Origin of the sequence: Bradyrhizobium iriomotense, assembly GCF_018129405.1 — a bacterium.
In the GTDB taxonomy this organism is placed as follows: Bacteria; Pseudomonadota; Alphaproteobacteria; order Rhizobiales; family Xanthobacteraceae; genus Bradyrhizobium; species Bradyrhizobium iriomotense_B.
On the sequence record NZ_JAFCLP010000019.1, the window covers coordinates 16,374 to 40,489 of the forward strand.

Sequence of the window (24,116 nt, forward strand, 5' to 3'; positions counted from 1 at the left end):
CCCGGAGCTGATGGAGCCGGGGGCCTTTTTCGAGGGGTGCGCGCGACGTCAGACGTCGAGCAGCTCCTCGTTGGCAAATTCGGCCTTGTCCGAGATGAAGGCGAAGCGCGCTTCGGCCTTGGTGCCCATCAGCCGTTCCACCGAATCCGCCGTCGTGTCGCGGTCGTCGGCGAGCAGGACCACCTTGAGCAGCGTCCGCTTGCTCGGATCCATGGTGGTTTCCTTGAGCTGCGCCGGCATCATCTCGCCGAGACCTTTGAAGCGGTTCACCTCGACCTTGGCGTTGGCGTTGAACGCGCTCTTGAGCAGCGCCTCCTTGTGCGCATCGTCGCGGGCGTAGACCGACTTGGAGCCGTGGGTCAGCTTGTAGAGCGGCGGCACCGCGAGGAAGAGGTGGCCTTCGTCGATCAGCCGCGGCATCTGCCGGTAGAAGAAGGTGATCAGCAGCGAAGCAATGTGGGCGCCGTCGACGTCGGCGTCGGTCATGATGATGATGCGCTGATAGCGCAGATCCTCTTCGCGATAATGCAGAAGCTGACCGCAGCCGATCGCCTGCACGAGGTCGGAGAGCTGCGCATTCGCGGTCAGCTTGTCCTTGCCGGCGGAGGCGACGTTGAGGATCTTGCCGCGCAGCGGCAGCACCGCCTGGGTCTTGCGGTCGCGGGCCTGCTTGGCGCTGCCGCCTGCCGAGTCGCCCTCGACGATGAAGAGCTCGGAGCCTTCGGTGCCGGCATCGGTGCAGTCGGCGAGCTTGCCGGGCAGGCGCAGCTTCTTGCCGGCGGTCTTGCGCGCCGTTTCTTTCTCCTGGCGGCGGCGCAGGCGCTCCTCGGCGCGGTCGATGACGAAGTCGAGCAGCCGGTTGGCCATGTTCGGATTGCCCGACAGCCAATGGTCGAACGGATCCTTCATCGCCTGCTCGACGATGCGCTGCGCCTCGGCGGTGGCGAGGCGGTCCTTGGTCTGCCCCTGGAATTCAGGCTCGCGCACGAACACCGAGAGCATCACGGCCGCGCCCACCATCACGTCTTCGGAGGTGACGGAGGCGGCGCGCTTGCCCTGGCCGACGCGCTCGGCGTGATCCTTCAGGCCGCGCAAGAGCGCGCTGCGCAGGCCGGACTCGTGCGTGCCGCCATCGGGCGTCGGCACGGTGTTGGTGTAGGAGGAGAGAAAACCGTCGGCATCCGCGGTCCATGCCACGGCCCATTCGCAGGCGCCATGCGCGCCGTTGCGGCCCGATTTGCCCGAGAAGATATCCGGGTGCACCAGCGTGTCGGCGTGGATCGCCGCGGCGAGATAATCCTTGAGGCCACCGGGGAAGTGGAACGTCGCCTCCGCCGGCACATCCTCGATGCCCTTGAGCAGCTCGGGCGCGCAGTTCCAGCGGATCTCGACGCCGCCGAACAAATAGGCTTTCGAACGCGTCATCTTGAACAGGCGCTGCGGCTTGAACGCGGCCTTGGCGCCGAAGATGTCGGTGTCGGGCTTGAAGCGCACGCGCGTGCCGCGACGGTTGCTGATCTTGCCGAGGTCCTCGAGCTTGCCCTTGGGATGGCCGCGCTCGAAGCTCATGCGATAGAGCTTCTGGCTGCGTGCGACCTCGACTTCAAGGCGGGAGGAGAGGGCGTTGACGACGGAGATGCCGACGCCGTGCAGGCCGCCCGAGGTCTCGTAGACCTTGCTGTCGAACTTGCCGCCCGAATGCAGCGTGCACATGATGACTTCGAGCGCCGACTTCTTCGGGAATTTCGGGTGCGGATCGATCGGGATGCCGCGGCCGTTGTCGGTGACGGTCAGGAACCCGTCGGCGCTGAGGTCAACCTCGATGAAGGTCGCGTGGCCGGCGAGGGCCTCGTCCATCGAGTTGTCGATGACCTCGGCGAACAGGTGGTGCAGCGCCTTCTCGTCGGTTCCGCCGATATACATGCCGGGCCGGCGCCGCACCGGCTCGAGGCCTTCGAGCACCTCGATGTCGGCTGCGGTGTAGTCGGCTTCCCCGCCGCTTGCACGCGGCGCCGCTTTCGCAGCCGCACGCGGCTTCGGCTCATCGCCGCCGAAAAAGTCGTCTTTTGCTTTTGGTTTCAACTGCTTGGACATATGTCTTGATGTGCTTAGGGGGCCGCGTGGGCGGCGAATCGGTTCAGCGGACTATGCCACTTCTGGCTTGGAAAGGTTACCGCCGGGCCGGCCAAGCGGCGTGGTTACGGGCCAATCCCGGCGATTTTACACCGCATTGCCATTAGTTCCCGGCAATTTGACGTCTCGGACCGGTTTCGATCGGCTTTGTGACTTGATGTCACACAAGTCCTTGGCTTACCAGTCGTTTTCATCGAGCAGCACCTTGAGCAGGCGGGAAGGCTTATTCTGGAATGGAGCAGTTAGCGCACGCCCTGGCCGATTTCGTGCGCGCTCACCAGGCCTGGGCGGCTCCGATCGTGTTCCTGCTGGCTTTCGGGGAGTCGCTCGCCTTCATCTCGCTGTTGGTTCCGGCCTGGGGCGCGCTGGTGGCGATCGGTGCGCTGATCGGGGTGAGCGGCATCAACTTCTATCCGGTCTGGATCGCCGGCGGCCTCGGAGCGGCGCTGGGCGACTGGGTCTCCTACTGGTTCGGCTATCGCTACAAGGAGCATGTCGCCGAGATGTGGCCGCTCTCGCGCTATCCGGAACTCCTTCCCCGGGGCGAGGCCTTCGTGCGCAGCTGGGGCATACCCAGCATCTTCATCGGCCGCTTCTTCGGTCCCTTGCGGGCCTCGGTGCCGCTCGCAGCCGGTATCTTCGAGATGCCCTATTGGAGCTTCCAGATCGCCAATTTCGTCTCGGCCCTGATCTGGTCGGCGGCACTGCTGCTGTTCGGGGACGTGATCGCGAAAATCATGGAATGGATCTGGCGGCTGATCTGACCGGGCAGCGGGGGCCGCCCGGTCAGCGCGTCAGGCGCAGCCTACAGCGAGGCGTTCCAGATCGAGGGGATCCAGCGATAGCCGGAACCGTCCTTTTCCTTCTCGACGCGGACGAGACCGGGGAAGGCGGCGTGGAAGGCCTGGATCGGCATCTTCTCGGCAATCGCCATGTCGTAGAGCTTGCGCCGGGTCTCCTGGGCGAGCGGCTTGTCGACATCGGAGGCGATGTTCCATTCAGGATGCTTCACGAACAGGAACGCCGCGCCTGCGGTGATATCGACCTGCACCAGCACCTTCTCGGCGCCGGAGGCGACGATGAAGGAATTGTGGCCTGGCGTGTGGCCGGGGCTCGCAACCGAGGTGATGCCGGGCGCGACCTCCTTGCCGGCCTCGTATTGCGTCACCTTGCGACCAAGCGCGTCGAACACGCGGCGGATGTTCTTGAAATTGCCCTCGAGGATCGGATTGCCCATCCCCTTGCTCATCTCGCCGTCGTCCATCCAGAACTTCCATTCCACCGCCGGCACCACGATCTCGGCATTGGGGAAAGCGGGCTTGTTCTCGGCTGCCAGGAGACCGTTGATGTGGTCGCCATGGAAGTGGGAGATGATGATGACGGTGTCGACCGCCGCGCGGTCGATGCTGGCGGCCGCGAGATTGTTGTGGAATTGGCCGACCTTGCCCTTGGACTGCGTGAACTGGTCGGGGCCGAGACCGGTATCGATGACGACGAGCTTCGGTCCGGTGTTGATGACCACGGGGTTGAACGTGTGGGTGACCTTGTCGGTCGGCAGGTGATGTTCGGCGAAGACCTTGTTGATGTCGTCCTTGCTGGCGCCGGCCGCGTAATTGTCGGTCAGATTGACGGTGGCAACGCCGTCGCAGACCACCGTGACCTGGTGGGTGCCGACGTTGTAAGCGATAAAAGCTCGCATTCTGCTTCTCGGCCGGGGGCGCGGCGGCGCTTGCGGGTGACGTCTTCACGAAGGGCAGGAGCGCCGAGGCGGCGGCGCCGGCCAGCGTTGCGCGACGAGTGATCTCGTTCATGGCGATGTCCTGAGGCTGGGTTGCGAAAGGCACGGACCGGGCGAGGTTGTGGCCCGCCGGTCATTCTCGGGAACCCCCATGCTTAACGGAAATTCCGCTGCACCCCGATGACATCCGAGCGGCATCGTGCCGTCACGAGTGCGGCATCGTGCCGTCATCAGTGCGGCATCCTGCCGTCACCAGTGCGGCATCGTGGCGTCGGCCCCGGCATCCCGCCAGCCGATTTGGACTTGACCCCGGAACCCGCTGGCCTTATAGCCGCGCGCCATGATCAACGCCGCGACCATCCTGTTCGCCCGTCGCCGCCGCCGCAGCTTAGCGGTTTGGGCGGTCGATCGCGTTTGAGATCACCGTCTTTGCCGCTGGAACCGATCCGCGGCATCCTCTCTCCTGTCAGCGCGATCTGATCCGGCGGCTCCCACAAGGAGGCCCAGCAGGAGACCACGATGTACACGCCACCCTTTTTCAAGCAGGACCGCGCCGCAAGCCTCAAATTTGCGGAAGAGCGCGGCTTCGGCACTATGTGCGCCTTCGACGGCAAGAAGCCGGTCGCCTCGCCGTTGCCATTCTATTTGACCTATGCGGCTGACGGCACGCCGCAGGCCGCCTTTCATCTCGCCCGTCACAATCCGCTGCTAAAGCTTGCCGACGGCGCAGCCTCCTGGCTGATCGCGGTGAACGGTCCCGATGCCTATGTATCGCCGGACTGGTATGTCTCGCCGGATCAGGTTCCGACCTGGCTCTACCAGTCGGTGCATCTGAGCGGGCCGGTGCGGCCGTTGTCGGATGAGGAGCTCTCGGTGCAGGTCGACACGCTCAGCGACAAGTTCGAGAACTGGCTGCTGCCGAAGAAGCCCTGGACCTCGGGCAAGATGACCGCTGGGCGGCTCGAGGCGTTGAAGACGGGAATCGTGGGCCTGGTCATGACGGTTGAAGAGGTCGAGGGCAGCTTCAAGCTCAACCAGCACAAATCCGACGCCGATTTCGCAGCGATCGCGAACGCGCTTGGCGACGGCGATGCCGACGCGAAGCAGATTTCTCAACTGATGCGGCAGACCCGGCCGCAACTCTTTGCAGACGATACGAACAAGCTCGAAAGGACCGCGCCATGAGCCTCGCTGAGACCACGAAAACCCCGACCACCGGCGCGGCCAAGAAGCCCGCCACCGTCTTCGTCGACGGCGGCTCCGGCACCACCGGGCTCGGCATCAACGAGCGGTTGAAGCTCCAGAGCGACGTGGCGGTGAAGACCATCGCCGATGACAAGCGCAAGGATCCCGCTGCCAAGAAGGCGCTGATGGAGGAGGTGGATCTCGTCATCCTCTGCCTGCCCGACGATGCCGCCAGGGAAACGGTGGCGCTGATCGACAGCATGGGCGCTTTGGGGCCGAAGGTGCTGGACGCCTCGACCGCCTACCGGGTCGCGCCCGACTGGGCCTATGGCTTTCCGGAACTGACGGCGGACCAGGCCGGCAAGATCAAGGCCGCGAAGAAGGTGTCCAACCCCGGCTGCTATCCGACCGGCGGCATCGCACTGCTGCGGCCGATCGTCGATGCCGGCCTGTTGCCCCCGGATTATCCCGTCACCATCAATGCGGTGAGCGGCTATTCCGGCGGCGGCAAGTCGATGATCGCGAGTTTTGAAGACGGCAGCGCGCCGGCCTTCGAGCTCTACGGCCTCGGCTTCGAGCACAAGCATCTGCCGGAGATGCAGCTCTATTCGAACCTGACGCGGCGGCCGATCTTCATTCCCTCGGTCGGCAACTACCGGCAGGGCATGCTGGTCTCCGTGCCGCTCCAGCTCGACACGCTGCCGGGCAAGCCTGGCGGTGCCGAGCTTCAGGCCGCGCTGGCCAAGCGGTATGCCGGTTCAAAGTACGTCAACGTGATGCCGCTGCAGAACGAGGCGAGCAAGGGCGGCCGGCTCGAGCCGGAAGCGCTCAACGAGACCAACATGCTCGAGCTCTACGTCTTCGCCAGCGACAAATATCACCAGGCCGTGCTGGTCGCCCGGCTGGACAATCTCGGCAAGGGTGCCTCGGGTGCGGCCGTGCAGAACATGCGGCTGATGCTGGGCCTGCCGGAGGAGTAGGGTAGTCTCGTGCCCCGGACGCAGCGTAGCACTTCTTCAGTGATGCGCTGCAGAGCCGGGGCCCATTCTTCTAGCCGCGCTTGCAGTTTTCTGGATCCCGGTTCTGCGTCGCGTCACTGACGTGTCGCGCCTTGGCCGGGACACGGGACTCAAATCACCCTGAAGATCGCCAGCGCCAGCACGGCCTGCGCGAGGAAGCCGACGGTGAAGGCGAGGGTGCGGAACACCGGCAGGCCGAGCGAGTAGACGATCAGATGGGCGACGCGGGCCCAGAAATAGACGGCGCAGGCGAGCACGGTCCATTTCGAGGAATAGTCGATCGCGTTCAGGATCAGGACCAGCGGCGCGAAGATCACGAGGTTCTCGACCGCGTTGTCATGCGCGAACATCAGCCGGTTCGCCCAGTCCGCCTGCGGCTTGTCATTGCGCGACGGATTGGCCATGGCGCCGGAAAGGCCGCGAACCTGGCAGCGGTTGATGATGTAGGGAATCCAGAGGATCCCGGTCAGGATCACCGTCAGTGTCAGCCAGAACAATTCGCGCGTCATAGTCCGGTCCCCTCTGTCGTCGCCATGCTGCGAGCGAGTCTATACAAGAGCGCGGCAGAGTCCGCTATGCGCGAACCCTGACATAGCTGCCGGGCGCGTCCTCGATCGGGGGCAGCGCCTCGCTGCCGACACTGCGCGCCGGGACTTCCTCGGGATCGAGGCTGCCCAGCCATTCGCGCCAGTCCGGCCACCACGAGCCCTTGTGCTCGACCGCGCCCTTCATCCATTCGGCGACGCTGACGTCCTTGATGTTGTCGTTGGTCCAGTACTGATACTTGTTCGAGGCGGGCGGATTGACGACGCCGGCGATGTGGCCCGAGCCGGACAAGACGTATTTCACGGGCCCGCCGAAGAACTGCGAGCCGTACAGCACCGACTCGGCCGGGGCGATGTGGTCCTCGCGGGTGGCGAGGTTGTAGACGGGCACCTTGACCTTGGAGAGATCGAGCAGGGTGTTGTCGAGCACCATCGTGCCGGTCGAGAGACGGTTCTCCAGATAGCAGTTGCGCAGGTAGTAGGAATGGTTCGACGCCGTCATGCGCGTCGCGTCGGAATTCCAGTGCAACAGATCGAACGCGCTCGGCTGCTGGCCCTTCAGGTAGTTGCTGACGACGTAGGACCAGATCAGGTCGTTGGACCGCAGCATGTTGAAGGCCATCGCCATCTTCGAGCCTTCGAGCACGCCGGCCGTCTTCATGTCATGTTCGAGCGCGGCGATCTGCTCTTCGTCGACGAAGACCAGCAAATCACCCGCATGGGTGAAGTCGACCTGCGCCGCGAAGAACGTCGCCGAGCTCACGCGCTGGCGGCGCTTCTCGGCAAGCCAGGCCAGCGTGGTCGCGAGCATGGTGCCGCCGACGCAATAGCCGGCGGTGTGGACCTTCATCTCGCCGGTGACCTTCTCGATCACGTCCATCGCCGTGAGCGGGCCTTCCTTCATGTAGTCTTCCCAGCTCTTGTTGCCGAGCCGCTTGTCGGGATTGACCCATGAGATCACGAACACGGTGATGCCCTGGTCGACGCACCACTTGATGTAGGATTTCTCCGGCTTGAGATCGAGGATGTAGAACTTGTTGATCCAGGGCGGCACGATCAGGAGCGGGGTGCGCAGCACCTTCTCCGTGGTCGGCGAGTACTGGATCAGCTGCATCATCTCGTTCTGGTAGATCACCTTGCCCGGCGTCGTCGCCATGTTGACGCCGACGACGAGGTTGTCCGGGTTGGACTGGCGGATCTTCAGCATGCCCTTGCCGGCCGCGATGTCCTCGGCCAGCATCTTCAGGCCGCGCGCCAGGTTGCCGCCGCTGCTCGCCATCGTCTCGCGCAGCACTTCCGGATTGGTCAGCACGAAGTTCGACGGCGACAGCGCGTTGGTGACCTGCTGGACGTAGAACTCCGCCTTGCGGCGGGTGTGCACATCGAGGCCATCGGCGTCACGCACCAGCTCCTGCGCCCATTTGGTCGTGAGCAGATAGAGCTGCATGACGAAATCGAAGAACTGGTTCGACTTCCATTCCGGGTCGGCGAAGCGCTTGTCGCGCGGCGAGGGCGCGATCGCAGGCTGAGCGTCCTGGCCGGCCATGCGGCGCGCCGCCGAGCCCCAGAGGTCGAGATAGTCCTTGGCGAGCTTGGTCTGCAGATCGGACGAGCGCGACGAGTCCGACAGCCAGTATTCGGCGACCGCGGTGAAGGTCTTGACCATCTCGGTGAGCTCGGGCGGCGGGCGGTCCTGCACCTCGCCGCTCTCGCGCGGCTTGAGGTAGGCGGCCAGCGCCTTGCCGCCGCTTTCCATCGCCCGCGCGACATTCATCGCGAAGGCTTCCGCATCGAACTTCGTCTCGGTTGTCCCGGAGCCGGGCTTGTCGGTCGTGGCGGTACTCATGCGCAGAACAGTAACGATTCATTCCGTACTCGTCACCGCGAAGCTCGCAGGTTTGGCGTTAATCACGCTCCAAGATGTGCTGCACTGCGACAAGTTTCCTTGGTTCCGTCATAATCAGGCCGCACCGGCCGGCTTGGTAGGGACCGGGGTTGTATTCTCGGCTCGCACCATTTCGGGCAGCAATGGTTTGAGCTTGGGCGCGGTGTCGGGTAGGCTTACCCGGGGCCGTGCTTTGGGACGTGTAGGGGATTTCCCAAGTGTTGGCGTTATGGGACCTGCAAAAGACGCTGCCGATCCGCGGCGCGCTGCTGATGGCGGCGCTCGCCCTGGGCGGCTGCTCGAGTCAGCTCGCCGATCTCACGCCTGCGGATGCGCAGGCACATCCAAAGGAGCCCGGCACCTATTTGCCGGTGCACGACCTGCCGCCTGATCGCGATCAGGCGATCATCCCGCCGGACCAGCGCGCCAAGATCGAGTCCGAGCTTGCGGCGGCGCGCGATCGCCAGGCCGTTGCCGCCAAGGACGCCAAATGAGGCCGTGCAAGGTAATCGCTGGCGCCCCCGTCTTGCCGTGCTAAAAGACCTGAGTTCAGCCGAGAGTCAGGGCGAACGACTTCAGCCTCCGCCGTCGAAAATTGCTCTAAGTATTTGATTTTGAGCCATTTAACGGCCGGGCCGGGCGCTTTTGCGATCGGCGCTCGTGGCCAGTCGATTCTGTCCTGACCGGTTGCCCGGAGCCCAGAGAGCCATGGAAGAATTTTACCGCATCCGCCGCCTTCCGCCTTACGTGTTCGAGCAGGTCAACCGGGCCAAGGCGGCCGCGCGGAATGCCGGCGCCGACATCATCGACCTCGGCATGGGCAATCCGGACCTGCCGGCGCCGCCGCATGTGCTGGAGAAGCTCAAGGAGACGCTCGGCAAGCCGCGCACCGACCGCTATTCGGCCTCCCGTGGCATCCCCGGCCTGCGCCGGGCCCAGGCCGCCTATTACGCCCGCCGCTTCGGCGTGAAGCTCAATCCCGACACCCAGGTGGTGGCAACGCTGGGCTCCAAGGAGGGCTTTGCCAACGTGGCGCAGGCGATCACCGCGCCCGGCGACGTCATCCTCTGTCCGAATCCAAGCTACCCGATTCACGCCTTCGGCTTCTTGATGGCGGGCGGCGTGATCCGCTCGGTCCCCTCGGAGCCGACGCCGCAATTCTTCGAGGCGGTGGAGCGGGCGATCGTGCATTCGATCCCGAAGCCGCTGGCGCTGGTGGTCTGCTATCCCTCCAACCCGACCGCCTATGTCGCGAGCCTCGACTTCTACAAGGATCTCGTTGCGTTCGCGAAGAAGCACGAGATCCTGATCCTGTCCGATCTCGCCTATGCCGAGGTCTATTTCGACGAGAACAATCCGCCGCCCTCGGTGCTCCAGGTGCCGGGCGCGATGGACGTCACCGTCGAGTTCACCTCGATGTCGAAGACCTACTCGATGGCCGGCTGGCGCATGGGCTTTGCGGTCGGCAATGAGCGCGTGATTGCAGCGCTTGCCCGCGTCAAATCCTATCTCGACTACGGCGCCTTCACGCCGGTGCAGGTCGCCGCGACCGCGGCATTGAACGGCCCGGACGATTGCATCAAGGAGATGCGCGACACCTATCGCAAGCGCCGCGACGCGCTGGTGGAATCGTTCGGCCGCGCCGGCTGGGAGATTCCGCCGCCGGAGGCCTCGATGTTTGCCTGGGTGCCGCTGCCGGAAGCCTTCCGCAGCGTCGGCAGCATGCAGTTCGCGACCCTGATGGTGGAGAAATCCGGCGTTGCGGTGTCGCCCGGCGTCGGCTTCGGCGAGCATGGTGAAGGATATGTCCGCATCGCCATGGTGGAAAACGAGCAACGGATCAGGCAGGCCGCGCGCGGCGTGCGCCGCTTCCTTGAAAGCGGCATCGAAACGTTGCACAACGTCGTTCCGCTCGCCAACCGGCGCTAATTCTCTTCGACAGGTTCTCTGAAAGCATCATGGTCGCACCCCTGAAAGTGGGCATAGCGGGGCTCGGCACCGTGGGTGCCGAAGTCGTCCGCTTGATCGAAACGCAAGCGCGCGTGCTCACGGGCCGCAGCGGCCGCGGCATTCGCGTCGTCGCCGTCACCGCGCGGTCGAAGGCCAAGAAGCGCGGCATCGACCTGCGCGGCGTCGAATGGGCCAAGGATCCGCTTGCGCTCGCCACCCATCCCGAGGTCGACTGCTTCGTCGAGCTGATGGGCGGCGCGGGCGATCCCGCGCTTTCCGCGGTCGAAGCTGCGCTCAATGCCGGCAAGTCGGTCGTCACCGCCAACAAGGCGCTGCTCGCCAAGCACGGCATCAAGCTGGCCAAGGCCGCCGAAAAGCACGGCGGCGCGCTGAATTTCGAGGCAGCCGTCGGCGCCGCGATTCCCGTCATCAAAACGTTACGCGAGGGTCTTGCCGGAACCGGCATCGACCGCGTCTACGGCATCCTCAACGGCACCTGCAATTACATCCTGACCCGGATGGAGCAGGAAGGCCTCTCGTTTGCCGAATGCCTGAAGGATGCGCAGCGGCTCGGCTATGCCGAGGCCAATCCGTCCTTCGACGTCGACGGCCACGACACCGCGCAAAAGCTCGCCATTCTCGCCAGCCTTGCTTTCGGCACGAAAGTTGCTCAAAGCGCGGTGTATGTCGAAGGCATCTCCTCCATCGCGCCGGAAGATCTTCGTGCGGCCGCCGATCTCGGTTACCGCGTCAAGCTGCTCGGCGTTGCCGTTCGCACCGCCAAGGGCATCGAGCAGCGCGTGCATCCGACCATGGTTCCAAAATCCTCCTCGATCGCGCAGGTGATGGGTGTCACCAATGCGGTCACGATCGATGGCGAGGGCATTCCGCCGATCACGCTGGTCGGCCCCGGCGCCGGCGGTGCTGCGACCGCGTCCGCTGTCGTCGCCGACATCGCGGACGTTGCGCGCGGCATCCGCGCCAATCCGTTCGGCCGGCCGATCTCTCACTTACGCGACACGAAAAAGGCGCCGATGGAGCGGCATGAAGGCGGCTATTACATCCGGCTGCTGGCGCGCGATTTCCCGGGCACTGCGGCTGCGATCGCGACCCGGCTTGCAGAACAGAAGATTTCGATCGAGTCGATCGTGCAGCGCCATCCCAATGGCGGTGCTGCGAGTGCCGACGGCAAGGCGGTCCCCGTGCCCGTCATCCTGATCACCTACGCAACGCATGAGGACGCGGTGCGCCGTGCGCTCGCCGCCGTGCAGAAGGACAAGGTGATCAGCGGACGGCCGCAAGTCATAAGGATCGAGAAGAACTGACACGGTTCGAACGAACTGTGGGTGTTACGAGTTGATGCGGACGGAGATTTCCGTCCCAAACGTTTCGAAGGAGTGAGCCGATGTCGACCCATATTGAAGTCCCCCCGCACGCCTTGCTCGAGCGCATTCTCACGCTGGAGATCGTGCGTGTGACGGAGCGGGCGGCGGTGTCGTCAGCGCGGCTGCGCGGGCACGGCAACGAGAAAGCGGCCGACCAGGCCGCCGTCGACGCCATGCGGCGCGAGCTTAACAAGCTGCCGATCCAGGGCACCATCGTGATCGGCGAGGGCGAGCGCGACGAGGCGCCGATGCTCTATATCGGCGAGCAGGTCGGCCTCAAGGCCGGCCCCCAGGTCGATATTGCCGTCGATCCGCTCGAAGGTACGACGCTGTGCGCCAAGAACATGCCGGGCTCGATCGCCACCATGGCGATGGCCGATGGCGGCACGCTGCTGCACGCGCCCGACGTCTACATGGAGAAGCTCGCGATCGGTCCCGGTTACGACAAGGGTGTCGTCGAAATTGATGCCTCGCCCGCCGACAACGTCCGCCGCCTCGCCAAGGCCAAGGGCGTCAAGCCCGACGGCATCACCGTTCTCGTGCTCGACCGTCCGCGCCATGCCAGCATCATCGAGAGCGTGCGCTCGACCGGCGCGGCCGTGCGCCTCATCACCGACGGCGACGTCGCCGGCGTGATCCATTGCGCCGACCCCGACAACACCGGCGTCGACATGTATCTCGGCACCGGCGGTGCGCCGGAAGGCGTGCTCGCGGCCGTGGCGCTGCGCTGCATCGGCGGCCAGATGCAGTGCCGCCTGATCCTCGATTCCGACGAGAAGCGCGAGCGCGCCGCCAAGATGGGCGTCAACGATCCCAAGATGATCTACGGCATCGAGGACATGGCGCGCGGCGACTGCCTGTTCGCCGCCACCGGCGTCACCACGGGCTCGCTGCTCTCGGGTGTCAAGTTCCGCAAGGACGGCGTGATCGAGACCGAGACGGTCGTGATGCGCTCCGTCACCGGTACCGTGCGCTACATCAAGGCCGAGCACCGCGAACTCGCGAAGTTCCATCTGGACTAAGCAATGCAATAGCAACAGCCGTCATTCCGGGGCGACGCGTAGCGTCGAGCCCGGAATCCATAACCACGATCGGGAGTATGGATTCCGGGCCTGCGCCTCGCGGCGCATCCCGGAATGACGAGCGTGGAGGAAGCGCACATGTCCGACCTTTCCGCCGTCAAAGCTCTCGTCTTCGACGTATTCGGCACGGTCGTGGACTGGCGCACCAGCCTGATCACCGACTTCATGTGGTGGGCGAAGGGCCGCGGCATCAGCGCCGACTGGACCGCTTTGGTCGACGGCTGGCGCGGCATGTATATCGCGTCCATGGACGATGTGCGAAAGCACCCCGAGCGCGGCTATGTCATGCTCGATGATCTGCATCGGCGCTCGCTGGAGAAGCTCGTCGAAAAATTCGAGATCAAGGGCCTCACCGACGCCGACCTCGATTACCTCACCAGGGGCTGGCATCGCCTCAATCCCTGGCCCGACAGCGTTGCCGGCCTGACCCGGCTCAAGACGAAATTCGTGATCTCGCCGCTGTCGAACGGCAACGTCGCGCTCCTCACCAACATGGCCAAGTTTGCCGGCCTGCCGTGGGATCTCATCATGTCGGCCGAGCTGTTCGAGCATTACAAGCCCGATCCCGAAACCTATCTCGGCGCTGCACGCCTGCTTGGCCTCAAGCCGGACGAGGTGATGATGGTCGCCGCTCACAACGGCGATCTCGCCGCCGCGCAGAAGAACGGGTTGAAGACCGCGTTCGTGGCAAGGCCGACGGAGTACGGGCCGTTGCAGAAGGTCGATTTCGAAGCGACCGGCAACTGGGACATCATCGCGAAGGATTTTGGCGGCATCGCCGACAGGCTGGGGTGCTGAAGGCGGCCAGGGCATAACCGAATGAGCCGACCCGCCGCCATCACCGCCGCCGATGCGATCAGCACCTATATTCTGGCGAAGGATGGCAACCGTCCGCAGTTGATGACGCGCGCTTTCGCTGACGATTGCGAGCTCGAAATGATCGTCAAGACCGACGCCATTTCGTTTCCAAGCGCGGCGAAGGGCCTCGATCAGGTGACCCAGGTGCTGGTTACTGGCTTCGGCGAGCAGTACGAAAATGTGCGCACATTTTGCCTGTCACGTCCCGGCGCGGACCATCTGCCGCACCTCCGTTGCGACTGGCTGGTCGGAATGTCGGCGAGGCAGGGCGGTGCCGTTCGCGTTGGTTGCGGACGTTATGACTGGCATTTCGGATCCGGCGATGGCCGCGTGACGAAGCTGGTGATCGAGATCGAGGCCATGTACCTGCTTCCCGCCGAGACCTCCGAGTCGGTCATGCGCTGGCTGGCAGCGTTGCCATATCCATGGTGCGCGGGCGTCCAGGCCAGTGCGGCTGTTCCGGATATCGATGCGCTGCAGCCGATCGCGCACTTCCTTGTCAGCCGCAACTGAACCGCGCGACCAATCCTCTCAGAACGACGAGCGACGAGCACTCACCTCCGGCCGGAGGCGAGGGCGCTTCGCACTGCCGACAATCATTGCACCGAGAGCAATGTTCTTATTGTACCGATATAATGATCGGATCATATTCCGAGCAATGAGCAAATTGCACCGGCAACGGCTCGGTGCCAGCGGAGTGACGACATTGCCAGTGAGTTATCTCGATCTGTTTCTGGCATTCCTTGGATTGACCTTTGGACTGCCCTCAGTTCTGCCCGGCCTGTTTTTCCGAAACCCGGACGGTCGGCCCCCGAGGTCGTAAGCGGAGTGACGGCGCTATTCGGACGCGGCTGACGGACTTGCACGCGAGGGACTTGGAGGCGAGGGACTTGGAGACGCGCAGATGGCACTGACGGTCACTACTGTCCTCATCGCCTTTGCCGGCGTGTTCCTGATCTGCTTCATGAAGGGTGCGTTCGGCGGCGGGTTCTCGATCGTCGGCATTCCGCTGCTGTCGTTCGTGATGGACCCGGTCACGGCCGGCGGTCTGCTCGCGCCTCTGTTCATCGCGATGGATTTGTTCGCGCTGCGCTACTGGAAGCCTTCGACCTGGTCGAAGCCGGATCTGGTGCTGCTGTTGCCCGGGCTCGTGGTCGGCATCGCGCTCGGCTATTTGCTGTTTCGCGTGCTCGACCACCGCGCTGTTGCGATCGTGATGGCGGTCGTCACTCTGATCTTCGTCGGCCTGTGGCTCCTGAGCGATCCGAAGGTGATCGTTCGGCCGCGTTCGACGCCGAAGGCCGTCGCGGCCGGTCTCGCCTCGGGCGTCACGACGATGGTCGCGCATTCCGGCGGACCGCCGCTTGCGATGTATCTCTTGCCGCTCGGCCTCAGCAAGGAGGTCTATGCGGGCACGACCAGCCTGTTTTTCACCGTCGGCAATGCGACCAAGGCGGTACCATGGCTGCTGCTGGTGCGGCCATCTGGCAATGTCTGGATCGTGATGGCGGCTTGCCTGCTCGCGATTCCCTCAGGCGTCTGGCTCGGCTGGCGGCTGCACGGCAGGCTCGACCAGCGGCAGATCTATCGGGCCTGCTACGGCCTGCTGGTCATTACCGCGCTGAAGCTGTTGTGGGACGGTGTGTCCGGCTATCTCGCCTGATCCTCCGGCGCGCAGAACGTCGCAATGGCAAGATCGATCCGCCGGTCCACTACGCGGCGGTTGAGCTTGAATCCGGTATCGGTGAGCAGCCTGAAATGATCATGGCCGAACACCATGCCGAACAGCATTTCGGCGATGAGGCGCAGCGGCACGCCCTCGAACCGAGGCTCGAGGCGTATCGTCCTGAGCAGGTCGACGATATGCTCCGTGCCGCTCTCCATGATGACCTCGGCGAACATGCGCCCCAGCTCCGGCGAGGCCTGACGTTCACCGATGATCAGGCGCTGCAGCGCGATCTCGCCCGGCGATAGCGCCACGTCCGCAGCCTCCCGGAGCATGTTGCGAAGCCGGGTCACTGGCGATCCTTCCAAAGGAGCGTCGGCGTAATCGGCTTCGGGCAGACTGCGCAGCAGCATGGCGCGGAACAACTCGGTCTTGCTCACGAATAGCTTATAGAGCGTCTTCTTCGACATGCCGGCGGCGCCGGCGATGTCGTCCATCGTCGTCGCGGCAAAGCCCTTGCTGGTGAACGTGTCCTTCGCCGCCGCCAGCAAATGCATCAGGCGCGCATCGGGCGCGGGAAGGGCGACGTCCCGTTCGGGGGATGGACTGCCGCTGGCCTGTCTGCGGCTGACGGATTTCCTCGCCATGCAAAACCTGTCGTTCAGTTGAGGTCGGTTCACGACTGCTTGAGCGGACGCATCCGGGCAGTCTAGCACTTGACTTCGGGTATGGAAACTCCCAAGTTTCCTGATGGAAACTGCATAGTTTCCAGATGTGTCAATGTAAATGGCCTCTCCGGGAGGCCGGCAACCTCAGCCCAAACCTCAGCTCATGGATCGTCATCATGCGTCCCCCGATCGTTCGCGCTGTTCCGTTACTTGCTCTGCTGTCGCTCGCAGCTTGCGGCGAGCAGAGCCAGCAAGCGGGACCACGGCAGATGGTGCCGGAGGTCGGCGTTCTGACCTTGAAGCCGCAGGAGGCGAGGATCTCGACGGTCCTGCCGGGGCGGGTCGTCGCCTACCAGGTCTCCGAGGTCCGGCCGCAGGTCACCGGCATTCTGCTCAAGCGCGATTTCGTGGAGGGCGCCGAGGTGAAGGAAGGCGATCTGCTCTATGAGATCGATCCGGTGCAGTACAAGGCCGCGCTGGCCAGCGCCGAGGCCGCGGTGCAGAGGTCGGAGGCGACGGTGGTCAGCGTCAAGCTGAAGGCCGCGCGCAAGACCCAGCTGCTTCAGACCAATGCAGCGAGCCAGCAGGATGTCGACGATGCCGTCGCCGCCTACAAGCAGGGCGAGGCCGATCTGAAGGCGGCCGAAGCCAACCGCGAGACCGCCGCGATCTCGCTCGACCGCACCAAGGTCACCGCGTCGATCTCGGGCCGGATCGGCAAATCATCGATCACGCCCGGCGCGCTGGTCACCGCGAGCCAGACGACTGCGATGACGACGATCCAGCAGCTCGACCCCGTTTACGTCGACCTCGACCAGTCGACCTCGGAGATGGAGCGTCTGCGCAACCAGATCGCGAGCGGAAAGCTGAAGCGCCCCGCCGAGGGCGTGCAGGTGGAATTGCTGATGGAGAGCGGCCGGGCCTATGGCCACAAGGGCAAATACGGCTTCACCGATGCCAGCGTCAATGAGAGCACCGGCTCGGTCTCCTCGCGCGCGATCTTCGCCAACCCGGAGCGGGCGCTGCTGCCGGGCATGTATGTCCGCGCGCGCGTCGTCGCCGGCGTCGATCCGAACGCGATCCTGGTGCCGCAGCGGGCGGTCTCGCGCAATCCGCTGGGGCAGGCGGTGGCAATGTTTGTCGACAAGGACGGCAAGATCGAGCAACGCACGCTGGATCTCGGCGAGGACGTCGACGGCAACTGGCTCGTCCGTTCCGGCGCCAAGGCGGGCGACCGCCTCGTTGTCGACGGAACGCAGAAGGCTCGCCCCGGCGCCCCCGTGAAGACCGTCGAGGTCGCGGTCGATCCGGCAACCGGCCTCACGGTGAATTCGACGCGGCAGGCCGATGCGCGGCCCGCACCCGCCACAACCGAGCAGTAATCGCCATGTCGCATTTCTTCATCAAGCGGCCGATCTTCGCCTGGGTCATCGCCATCCTGATCATGCTGGGCGGCGTGCTCGCGATCATGCGGCTGCCGATCGCGCAATATCCGCAGATCGCGCCGACCGTGGTCACGATCACGGCGACCTATCCCGGCGCCAACGCGGAGACCGCGGAGAACTCGGTGACCAAGGTCATCGAGCAGAACATGACCGGCCTCGACTATCTGCAATACATGTCGTCGTCGAGCACCTCGACCGGCGTCGTGCAGATCTCGCTGACCTTCACCAACGAGGCCGATGCCGACATCGCCCAGGTGCAGGTGCAGAACAAGCTCCAGCTTGCCACACCGCTGCTGCCGCAAGTCGTGCAGCAGCAGGGCATCAAGGTGGTGAAATCGTCGGCGAGCTTCCTGATGGTGCTCGGCTTCGTTTCCGAGGACGGCCGGCTCGCCGCCAGCGACATCGCCGACTACGTGGCGTCGTCGATCAATGATCCCATCAGCCGCGTTGCCGGCGTCGGCCAGGTGACGCTGTTCGGGGCCGAATACGCCATGCGCATCTGGCTCGATCCCGACAAGTTGACCAAATACAATCTGATGCCCGGCGATGTGATCGCGGCGATCCAGACCCAGAACACGCAGGTCACGGCCGGCCAGCTCGGCGGCCTGCCGTCCGTCGGCGGCCAGCAGCTCAATGCCACCATCACCTCGCAGAGCCGCCTGCAGACGGTCGAGCAGTTCAAGGACATCATCCTGCGCACCGCGACGTCAGGCCAGACGGTCCGCATCGGCGACGTCGCGCGTGTCGAGCTCGGCTCCAAGTCCTACGATTCCACCGCGCGCTATAACGGCAAGCCCGCGGCCGGCATGGGCATCAGCCTTGCGACCGGCGCCAACGCGGTTGCGACCTCGGAAGCGGTGAAGGCGCGCATCGCTCAGCTCAGCGTCACCATGCCGGAGGGCCTCCGCGTCATCTATCCCTACGACACCACGCCGTTCGTCAAGCTGTCGATCGAGAAGGTGATCCACACCCTGTTCGAGGCGATTGCGCTCGTCTTCGTCGTGATGTTCGTGTTCCTGCAGAGCTGGCGCGCCACCATCATTCCGACCATCGCGGTGCCGGTGGTGCTGCTGGGAACGTTCGGCGTGCTCTCGCTGGCGGGCTACTCCATCAACACGCTGACGATGTTCGCGATGGTGCTGGCGATCGGCCTTCTGGTCGACGATGCCATCGTCGTGGTCGAGAACGTCGAGCGCGTCATGGTCGAGGAGCACCTCTCCCCGCGCGAGGCGACCGAGAAATCGATGCGCGAGATCACCGGCGCGCTGGTCGGGATCGGCGTCGTGCTCTCGGCGGTGTTCATCCCGATGGCGTTCTTCAACGGCTCCGTCGGCATCATCTACCGGCAGTTCGCGCTGACCATCGTCACGGCGATGCTGCTCTCGGTGCTGGTGGCGCTGGTGCTGACGCCGGCCCTGTGCGCGACCATCCTGAAGCCGCCGAAGCATCATGGTGCGCAACGCGGCTTTTTCGGCCTGTTCAACCGCGGCTTCGACCGCATGGCCGACGGCTATCAGCGTACCGCGGGCGGCGCCATCAAGCGTATCGCCGGCGTGATCATCGCCTTCGTCGCGATCGTCGCCGGCATGGTCGTCCTGTTCCAGCGGCTGCCGAGCTCGTTCCTGCCTGAGGAGGATCAGGGCACGATCATGACCCTGATCCAGCTTCCGGTCGGCGCGACCTCGGCGCGCACGCTCGATGTCATCAAGCAGGTCGAGCACCACTATCTCGACAAAGAGAAGGACGCCGTGGAAGGCGTGTTTGCCGTCAGCGGCTACAGCTTTGCCGGCCAGGGGCAGAACGTGGGCCTTGCCTTCGTCAGCCTGAAGCCGTTCGACGAGCGCAAGCATCCGGCGACCTCGGCACAGGCCGTGGCCGGCCGCGCCATGGGCGCGTTCATGAAGATCCGCGATGCCATGGTGTTTGCTGTGCTGCCGCCCTCGATCCCGGGCTTCGGCAATGCCGGCGGTTTCGATCTCTATCTCCAGGACACCGGCGGTAACGGTCACGAGGCGCTGATTAAGGCGCGCAACCAGCTGCTCGGCCAGCTCGCGGCGGACCCGCGCGTGGCGCAAGCCCGACCGAACGGCCAGGACGATACGCCGCAATTCAATCTCGACGTTGACCAGGCCAAGGCCACCGCGCTCGGCGTGAACCTCAGCGACCTCAACACCACGCTGTCGGCGGCCTGGGGCGGCGCCTATGTCAACGACTTCATCGACCGCGGCCGCGTCAAGCAGGTCTATGTGCAGAGCGATGCGCCGTTCCGCATGGACACCAGCGATATCGGCCGCTGGTACGTGCGCAACACCGCGGGCTCCATGGTGCCGTTCTCGGCGGTGGCCACCGACCGCTGGAGCTTTGGCTCGCCGCGCCTCGAACGCTACAACGGCGTTGCCGCCGTCGAGCTTCAGGGCCAGGCGGCGCCGGGCGTCAGCTCGGGCGTGGCGATGCAGGCTGTGGAGGAGCAGATGGCGAAGCTGCCGAAGGGCTACGGCCACGAATGGACCGGCCTGTCATTCCAGGAACGGCTGACCGGCAGCCAGACGCTGTATCTCTACTCGATCTCGCTGCTGATCGTCTTCCTGAGCCTTGCCGCGCTCTATGAGAGCTGGTCGGTGCCGTTCGCGGTGATGCTGACGGTCCCGATCGGCGTGCTCGGCGCGCTGGCGGGAGCGACGCTGTTCAACCAGGCCAACGACGTCTATTTCCAGGTCGGCCTTTTGACCACCATCGGCCTCGCCTCCAAGAACGCGATCCTGATCGTCGAATTCGCGCTGGAGCAGATCGCGGCCGGCCGCAGCCTGGTCGAGGCCACGCTGCACGCCGCGCGCCAGCGCCTGCGCCCGATCCTGATGACCTCGCTCGCCTTCATCCTCGGCGTGCTGCCGCTGGCGGTCGCGACCGGGGCGGGCTCGGCCAGCCAGAACGCGGTCGGCATCGGCGTTGCCGGCGGCATGATCGCGGCAACCGTGCTCGGCATCTTCTTCGTGCCCGCGCTGTTCGTCCTGGTCCGGCGGATTTTTCCGGGCAAGCGGACGGATGCAGCCGCAACGCCGGTCGCCGTTGCGGAGCCCGCGGAATAGATCACTGGCTCGGCGACGCACGTCGCCGGGCCTGATCTTGGAAACTATGATCGCATCCGCATCAGCCCACCAGCGGCGCCGATGTCAGCTGCCGATGTCAGCTCTTGGAGACCGCGCTCGCAGCCTTGCGGATCACGTCCAGGACCACGTCCGGCTTCGACAGCATTGGGACGTGGGACGACGTCACTTCGGTCACCGTGGCGTTCATGCGCTTCGAGACGGAGCGCTGCAGGTCCGGGTGAACCGTCTGGTCCTGGGTCGCGAGGACATACCAGCTCGGCTTGGATTTCCACGCCGTGCCGTCGACCTTCTGGTTGAAGAGGTCTGCCACCGGCGCTCCCTGAGTCGCATACACCAGCTTCTGCTCGGACTCGGGCAGGTCTCCCGCGAAATATTTGAGGCCGCTTGGCTTGAGCCAGATGCGCCCCTGCGGCGCATCGAGATGGCTGAACACCTCTGTGGTCGGAAACTTGGCAAGCTGGCTCTGGGAGGTTTCGTCGGCATCGGGCGCGAGCGCCGCGATGTAGACGAGCGCGGCCACCCGCGGATCGGTTCCGGCGTGCGTGATCAGAGTGCCGCCGTAGGAGTGGCCGACGAGGACCACTGGCCCGGGAACGCGGCCAAGACAGGCCGTCACCGCGGCAACGTCGGTTGCGAGAGAGTCGAGGCCGTGCTGGCTCGCCATGACCTCATGGCCTTCGGCCTGCAATTTCGGGATCAGCTTGCCGAAGCACGATCCGTCAGCCCAGAGGCCGTGTGCGAAAACGATGCTGGGTTTGCTCATGATGATCTCCATTGGCTGCTTGAGGGCGAGCGCATCTGCTCGTGAAACGTGAAGCAGGAGAGCCTTACGTCTAACGCGCCATCAATTCAGTCGACAGAGGACGGCAAGGATAATCGGGCGAATGCGAAATTGCACCCCGAGCAGGTTTGGCGGCCTGCAGCCGGCGTTACTTCGCGATCGGCGTCGTCAGTTCGGTATTGGCCGTGTCCACCACGAACACGGCTAGCAGCTTCGCCGGCTCGGTGTCGCTGGCGTTGGAGCTGACGGCGTGGCGATCACCGGGCTTCTCGAAGAAGTTCTCGCCCTTCTGATAGACTTTTGCGGGCTCGTCATTGACCTGGCTGCGGATCGCTCCCTCCAGCACGGTCGCGTAGATGAACGCGGAGCGCGCGTGGGTATGGGCGGGCGAGGAGCCGCCGGGGCCATATTCGACCAGCACGCCCTTCATGCTCTTGCCGGGGACATTCGGCAACGCATGGTCGAACACCACCGTCACCTTGGCCGACTTGGCCGCGGGCTGCGCCTCGGCGGCATGTGTCGTCAGGAAGATGACGGCGTAAGCCGCCGTTGCGATCAGCAATTTGCGCATGGAATGTCCTTCATTGCGGTCGTTGCAGTGATGCGCGAATTCTTCAGGCCGTGGCCAGCCATGCCGCGAGCGGCGTTTTTCCGAGCCGCGCCTCGCCAAGCGGGACCAGCGAGGTGTCCTCGATGGGGGAGCCGTAATAGCCGGCCTTGGCGTCACCCACCACCGGACGGCTGTCGCCGGCCGCTTTCAGACGGCGCGCAACGAACTCGTTGAAGGGTGCCTTTTCAGGTCCGGCGATATCGATCGTGCCGTTGAGCGGTCGTCCCGTCGCGACCTCCGCAAGGCATGTGACCACGTCGTCGGATGCGATCGGCTGAAACGCCGCCGATGGAACGACGATCCGCCCCTCAGTCGCGCCCGTCTCCGCGATGGCGCCGAGGAATTCGAAGAACTGGGTGGCGCGCACGATGGAGTAGGGCACCGACGAGGCCTTGACGATGCTCTCCTGCGCGAGCTTGGCCCGGAAATAGGCGATGTCGGGCGAGCGATCCGTTCCCACGATCGACAGCGCGACGTGATGCTTGACGCCCGCGGCGGCCTCTGTCGTCGCAAGGTTCTGGCTCGAACGCTGGAAGAATTCGAGCACGGCGGCTGGCTCCCAGGATGGTGCATTGGCGACGTCGACCACGACATCCGCGCCGGCCAGCGCGGCAGCGAGCCCTTCGCCGGTGACGGCGTTCACGCCCGTCTTCGGCGAGGCGGCCACTGCCTCGTGGCCCTGCTGCGTCAGCCTCGCCACGAGCTTGGATCCGATCAAACCGGTGCCGCCGATCACGACGATCTTCATGGCATGTCTCCCGAGCGTTTTCGAACGCGAGCGGGGAAGGGGCCTCTCTCGCGCCGATGAATGATGCGAGCAGAGTCTTAGCCGAGCAATGAGGCCGGCTCTTGCCTGGAACGGGCCTGCCTTGTCGAAAAATGCTCCAGAAGCGGGGACAGAAATTGGTCAGGGATCATTCCCCTCCGTCGCGCGCGCGGATCAGATAACGCGCCCGGGCCGCACATGCGCGACCCGGGCTTGATGTCACCGGCTACAGCGTCATCTGCATCGGTTCGGGATAATAATGGAATCCCTCGCCGGCCTTGGCGACATGGCCGTAGCCCGGCCAGGCGAAATGATAGGACATCACCGGCGTCTTGTTGGCCGCGAGCATGGTCAGCAGTTTCACGCGGGATTCCGCCGCCTGCTTCGGGTCGGTGTCGTAGGAGAATTCCATCCGCGGCCGCTCCAGCAGCAGCACCGAATGGTGCGAGAGGTCGCCGAGGAAGGCGAAGGATTTGCCGGCCGAGGAGACCATGAAGATGGTGTGGCCGACGGTGTGACCGGGCGCGGCGATCGCCTGCACGCCCGGCAGGAATTCCTGGCCGTCCTTGAAGAAGACGATGCGGTCGCGGACCGGCAGCAGGTTCTTGCGGGCGTGGACGACGAAGTCCTTGGCCGGGCTGCCGAGCTTGCCTTCGTCGGTCCAGAAGTCGAAATCGGTCTGGGAGATGTAGATCTGCGCGTTCGGAAACAGCGGCTTGCCGCCTTCGTCCACGATGCCGCCGATATGGTCGATATGGGCATGCGAGCAGACCACGGCGTCGATGTCCCCCGGCTTGATGCCGGCCTCGGTCATGCTCTTCTGTTGTCGCCCGGTGCTGGCGCCGAACATTTTCGAGCTGCCCATGCCGGTATCGAACAGGATCAGCTTGTCGCCGGTGTTGACGATCGGAGAATTCTGTTCGAGCACGACGTTGTCCGGCGACAGGAAATTGTCCGCCAGCATCTTCTTCACCTCTTCCTTGGGAACGCCGGTGAAGGTTCCGGAGGGATCGCCGAGCGGCAGCGGTCCGTCGGACACGACGGTCACTTCGGCATCACCGAGAATGAAACGGTGCCAGTAGGGCGTCTGGGTGCCGAGCTTTGGCGCGCGCGCGATCGCGCTGCTGCCAAGGAGCGCGCTGGCGCCGAGGCCGGCCCCGAGTGCGAGCAGGGACCGACGAGAGACATCGGGTGTCATTCGTATCCTCCATTTTTTAGATCCGCACGATTGTTCGCGCGTGATGTGCGGCCTTAGGCCGACAGCGAGATGCTGCGCCGGTTCAGACAGGCTCG

22 protein-coding genes are annotated in these 24,116 nt (G+C 64.6%); 13 read left to right on the plus strand and 9 right to left on the minus strand.

The genetic code is table 11. The features are described 5' to 3' along the window. Positions 1–48: 48 nt before the first annotated feature. A complete protein-coding gene (parE, locus tag JQ592_RS29415; RefSeq protein ID WP_211406274.1) occupies positions 49–2,094 on the minus strand; it encodes a DNA topoisomerase IV subunit B in 2,046 nt (681 codons plus the stop codon). Between the two features lie 272 nt (positions 2,095–2,366). On the opposite strand from parE, the gene JQ592_RS29420 reads away from it, so the two are divergent. After that, positions 2,367–2,897 carry a DedA family protein gene (locus JQ592_RS29420; protein WP_211406275.1) on the plus strand — a complete coding sequence of 177 codons (531 nt, stop codon included), beginning with the start codon at positions 2,367–2,369 and terminating at the stop codon, positions 2,895–2,897. Positions 2,898–2,938: 41 nt separating this feature from the next. Here JQ592_RS29420 and JQ592_RS29425 read toward each other — a convergent pair whose 3' ends face one another. Continuing rightward, positions 2,939–3,832: an MBL fold metallo-hydrolase gene (locus JQ592_RS29425; RefSeq protein ID WP_349630507.1), complete on the minus strand. Its 894-nt coding sequence runs from the start codon at positions 3,830–3,832 to the stop codon at positions 2,939–2,941. 558 nt (positions 3,833–4,390) lie between these two features. Between JQ592_RS29425 and JQ592_RS29430 the strand changes: the two genes are divergently transcribed. Next, entirely contained in the window at positions 4,391–5,056 is a 666-nt protein-coding gene (locus tag JQ592_RS29430; protein WP_211406276.1) for an FMN-binding negative transcriptional regulator, read from the plus strand. Then, positions 5,053–6,036, plus strand: coding sequence for an N-acetyl-gamma-glutamyl-phosphate reductase (gene argC / locus JQ592_RS29435; protein WP_211406277.1), 984 nt, complete (start codon positions 5,053–5,055; stop codon positions 6,034–6,036). The genes JQ592_RS29430 and argC overlap by 4 nt, the downstream gene beginning before the upstream one ends. Positions 6,037–6,185: 149 nt before the next feature. Here argC and JQ592_RS29440 read toward each other — a convergent pair whose 3' ends face one another. After that, positions 6,186–6,584, minus strand: a complete 399-nt coding sequence (locus tag JQ592_RS29440) for an MAPEG family protein (protein WP_211406278.1) — start codon at positions 6,582–6,584, stop codon at positions 6,186–6,188. Positions 6,585–6,648: 64 nt separating this feature from the next. After that, complete coding sequence (locus tag JQ592_RS29445) at positions 6,649–8,466, minus strand: PHA/PHB synthase family protein (protein WP_211406279.1); 1,818 nt, start codon at positions 8,464–8,466, stop codon at positions 6,649–6,651. A 257-nt stretch (positions 8,467–8,723) separates the two neighbouring features. On the opposite strand from JQ592_RS29445, the gene JQ592_RS29450 reads away from it, so the two are divergent. The 7 genes from JQ592_RS29450 to JQ592_RS29480 all read left to right on the plus strand — a co-directional run bounded on the left by JQ592_RS29450 (position 8,724) and on the right by JQ592_RS29480 (position 15,443). Continuing rightward, a complete protein-coding gene (locus JQ592_RS29450) occupies positions 8,724–8,999 on the plus strand; it encodes a hypothetical protein (RefSeq protein ID WP_211406280.1) in 276 nt (91 codons plus the stop codon). A 214-nt stretch (positions 9,000–9,213) separates the two neighbouring features. Beyond that, positions 9,214–10,434: an LL-diaminopimelate aminotransferase gene (locus JQ592_RS29455; RefSeq protein WP_026311799.1), complete on the plus strand. Its 1,221-nt coding sequence runs from the start codon at positions 9,214–9,216 to the stop codon at positions 10,432–10,434. Positions 10,435–10,463: 29 nt separating this feature from the next. Next, entirely contained in the window at positions 10,464–11,780 is a 1,317-nt protein-coding gene (locus JQ592_RS29460) for a homoserine dehydrogenase (protein WP_211406281.1), read from the plus strand. Between the two features lie 80 nt (positions 11,781–11,860). Continuing rightward, positions 11,861–12,862: a class II fructose-bisphosphatase gene (glpX, locus tag JQ592_RS29465; protein ID WP_211406282.1), complete on the plus strand. Its 1,002-nt coding sequence runs from the start codon at positions 11,861–11,863 to the stop codon at positions 12,860–12,862. 138 nt (positions 12,863–13,000) lie between these two features. Next, positions 13,001–13,720: a haloacid dehalogenase type II gene (locus JQ592_RS29470; RefSeq protein ID WP_211406283.1), complete on the plus strand. Its 720-nt coding sequence runs from the start codon at positions 13,001–13,003 to the stop codon at positions 13,718–13,720. 21 nt (positions 13,721–13,741) lie between these two features. Next, complete coding sequence (locus JQ592_RS29475) at positions 13,742–14,293, plus strand: hypothetical protein (RefSeq protein ID WP_211406284.1); 552 nt, start codon at positions 13,742–13,744, stop codon at positions 14,291–14,293. Between the two features lie 391 nt (positions 14,294–14,684). Beyond that, complete coding sequence (locus JQ592_RS29480) at positions 14,685–15,443, plus strand: sulfite exporter TauE/SafE family protein (protein ID WP_211406285.1); 759 nt, start codon at positions 14,685–14,687, stop codon at positions 15,441–15,443. Here JQ592_RS29480 and JQ592_RS29485 read toward each other — a convergent pair. Beyond that, on the minus strand, positions 15,431–15,943 hold the full coding sequence (locus JQ592_RS29485; RefSeq protein ID WP_246820751.1) for a TetR/AcrR family transcriptional regulator: 513 nt from the start codon (positions 15,941–15,943) through the stop codon (positions 15,431–15,433). The genes JQ592_RS29480 and JQ592_RS29485 overlap by 13 nt on opposite strands. Between JQ592_RS29485 and JQ592_RS29490 the strand changes: the two genes are divergently transcribed. The 3 genes from JQ592_RS29490 to JQ592_RS29500 all read left to right on the plus strand — a co-directional run bounded on the left by JQ592_RS29490 (position 15,933) and on the right by JQ592_RS29500 (position 20,645). Continuing rightward, positions 15,933–16,115, plus strand: a complete 183-nt coding sequence (locus JQ592_RS29490) for a hypothetical protein (RefSeq protein WP_211406404.1) — start codon at positions 15,933–15,935, stop codon at positions 16,113–16,115. The two genes, JQ592_RS29485 and JQ592_RS29490, sit on opposite strands and share 11 nt — an antisense overlap. A gap of 175 nt (positions 16,116–16,290) precedes the next feature. Continuing rightward, the gene (locus JQ592_RS29495; protein WP_211406286.1) at positions 16,291–17,496 is read left to right on the plus strand and encodes an efflux RND transporter periplasmic adaptor subunit; all 1,206 of its coding nucleotides are present in this window, start codon (positions 16,291–16,293) and stop codon (positions 17,494–17,496) included. Positions 17,497–17,501: 5 nt separating this feature from the next. Continuing rightward, positions 17,502–20,645: an efflux RND transporter permease subunit gene (locus JQ592_RS29500; RefSeq protein ID WP_211406287.1), complete on the plus strand. Its 3,144-nt coding sequence runs from the start codon at positions 17,502–17,504 to the stop codon at positions 20,643–20,645. Positions 20,646–20,742: 97 nt separating this feature from the next. Here JQ592_RS29500 and JQ592_RS29505 read toward each other — a convergent pair whose 3' ends face one another. From JQ592_RS29505 to JQ592_RS29520, 4 genes are all read right to left on the minus strand, one after another. Beyond that, positions 20,743–21,429 (minus strand): alpha/beta fold hydrolase, encoded by a 687-nt coding sequence (locus tag JQ592_RS29505; RefSeq protein ID WP_211406288.1) that lies wholly within the window; start codon positions 21,427–21,429, stop codon positions 20,743–20,745. Positions 21,430–21,595: 166 nt separating this feature from the next. After that, positions 21,596–22,018 carry a cupin domain-containing protein gene (locus tag JQ592_RS29510; RefSeq protein WP_211406289.1) on the minus strand — a complete coding sequence of 141 codons (423 nt, stop codon included), beginning with the start codon at positions 22,016–22,018 and terminating at the stop codon, positions 21,596–21,598. Positions 22,019–22,061: 43 nt separating this feature from the next. Further along, on the minus strand, positions 22,062–22,805 hold the full coding sequence (locus JQ592_RS29515; RefSeq protein WP_211406290.1) for an SDR family oxidoreductase: 744 nt from the start codon (positions 22,803–22,805) through the stop codon (positions 22,062–22,064). 244 nt (positions 22,806–23,049) lie between these two features. Then, positions 23,050–24,021: an MBL fold metallo-hydrolase gene (locus JQ592_RS29520; protein ID WP_211406291.1), complete on the minus strand. Its 972-nt coding sequence runs from the start codon at positions 24,019–24,021 to the stop codon at positions 23,050–23,052. Positions 24,022–24,116 lie beyond the last annotated feature (95 nt).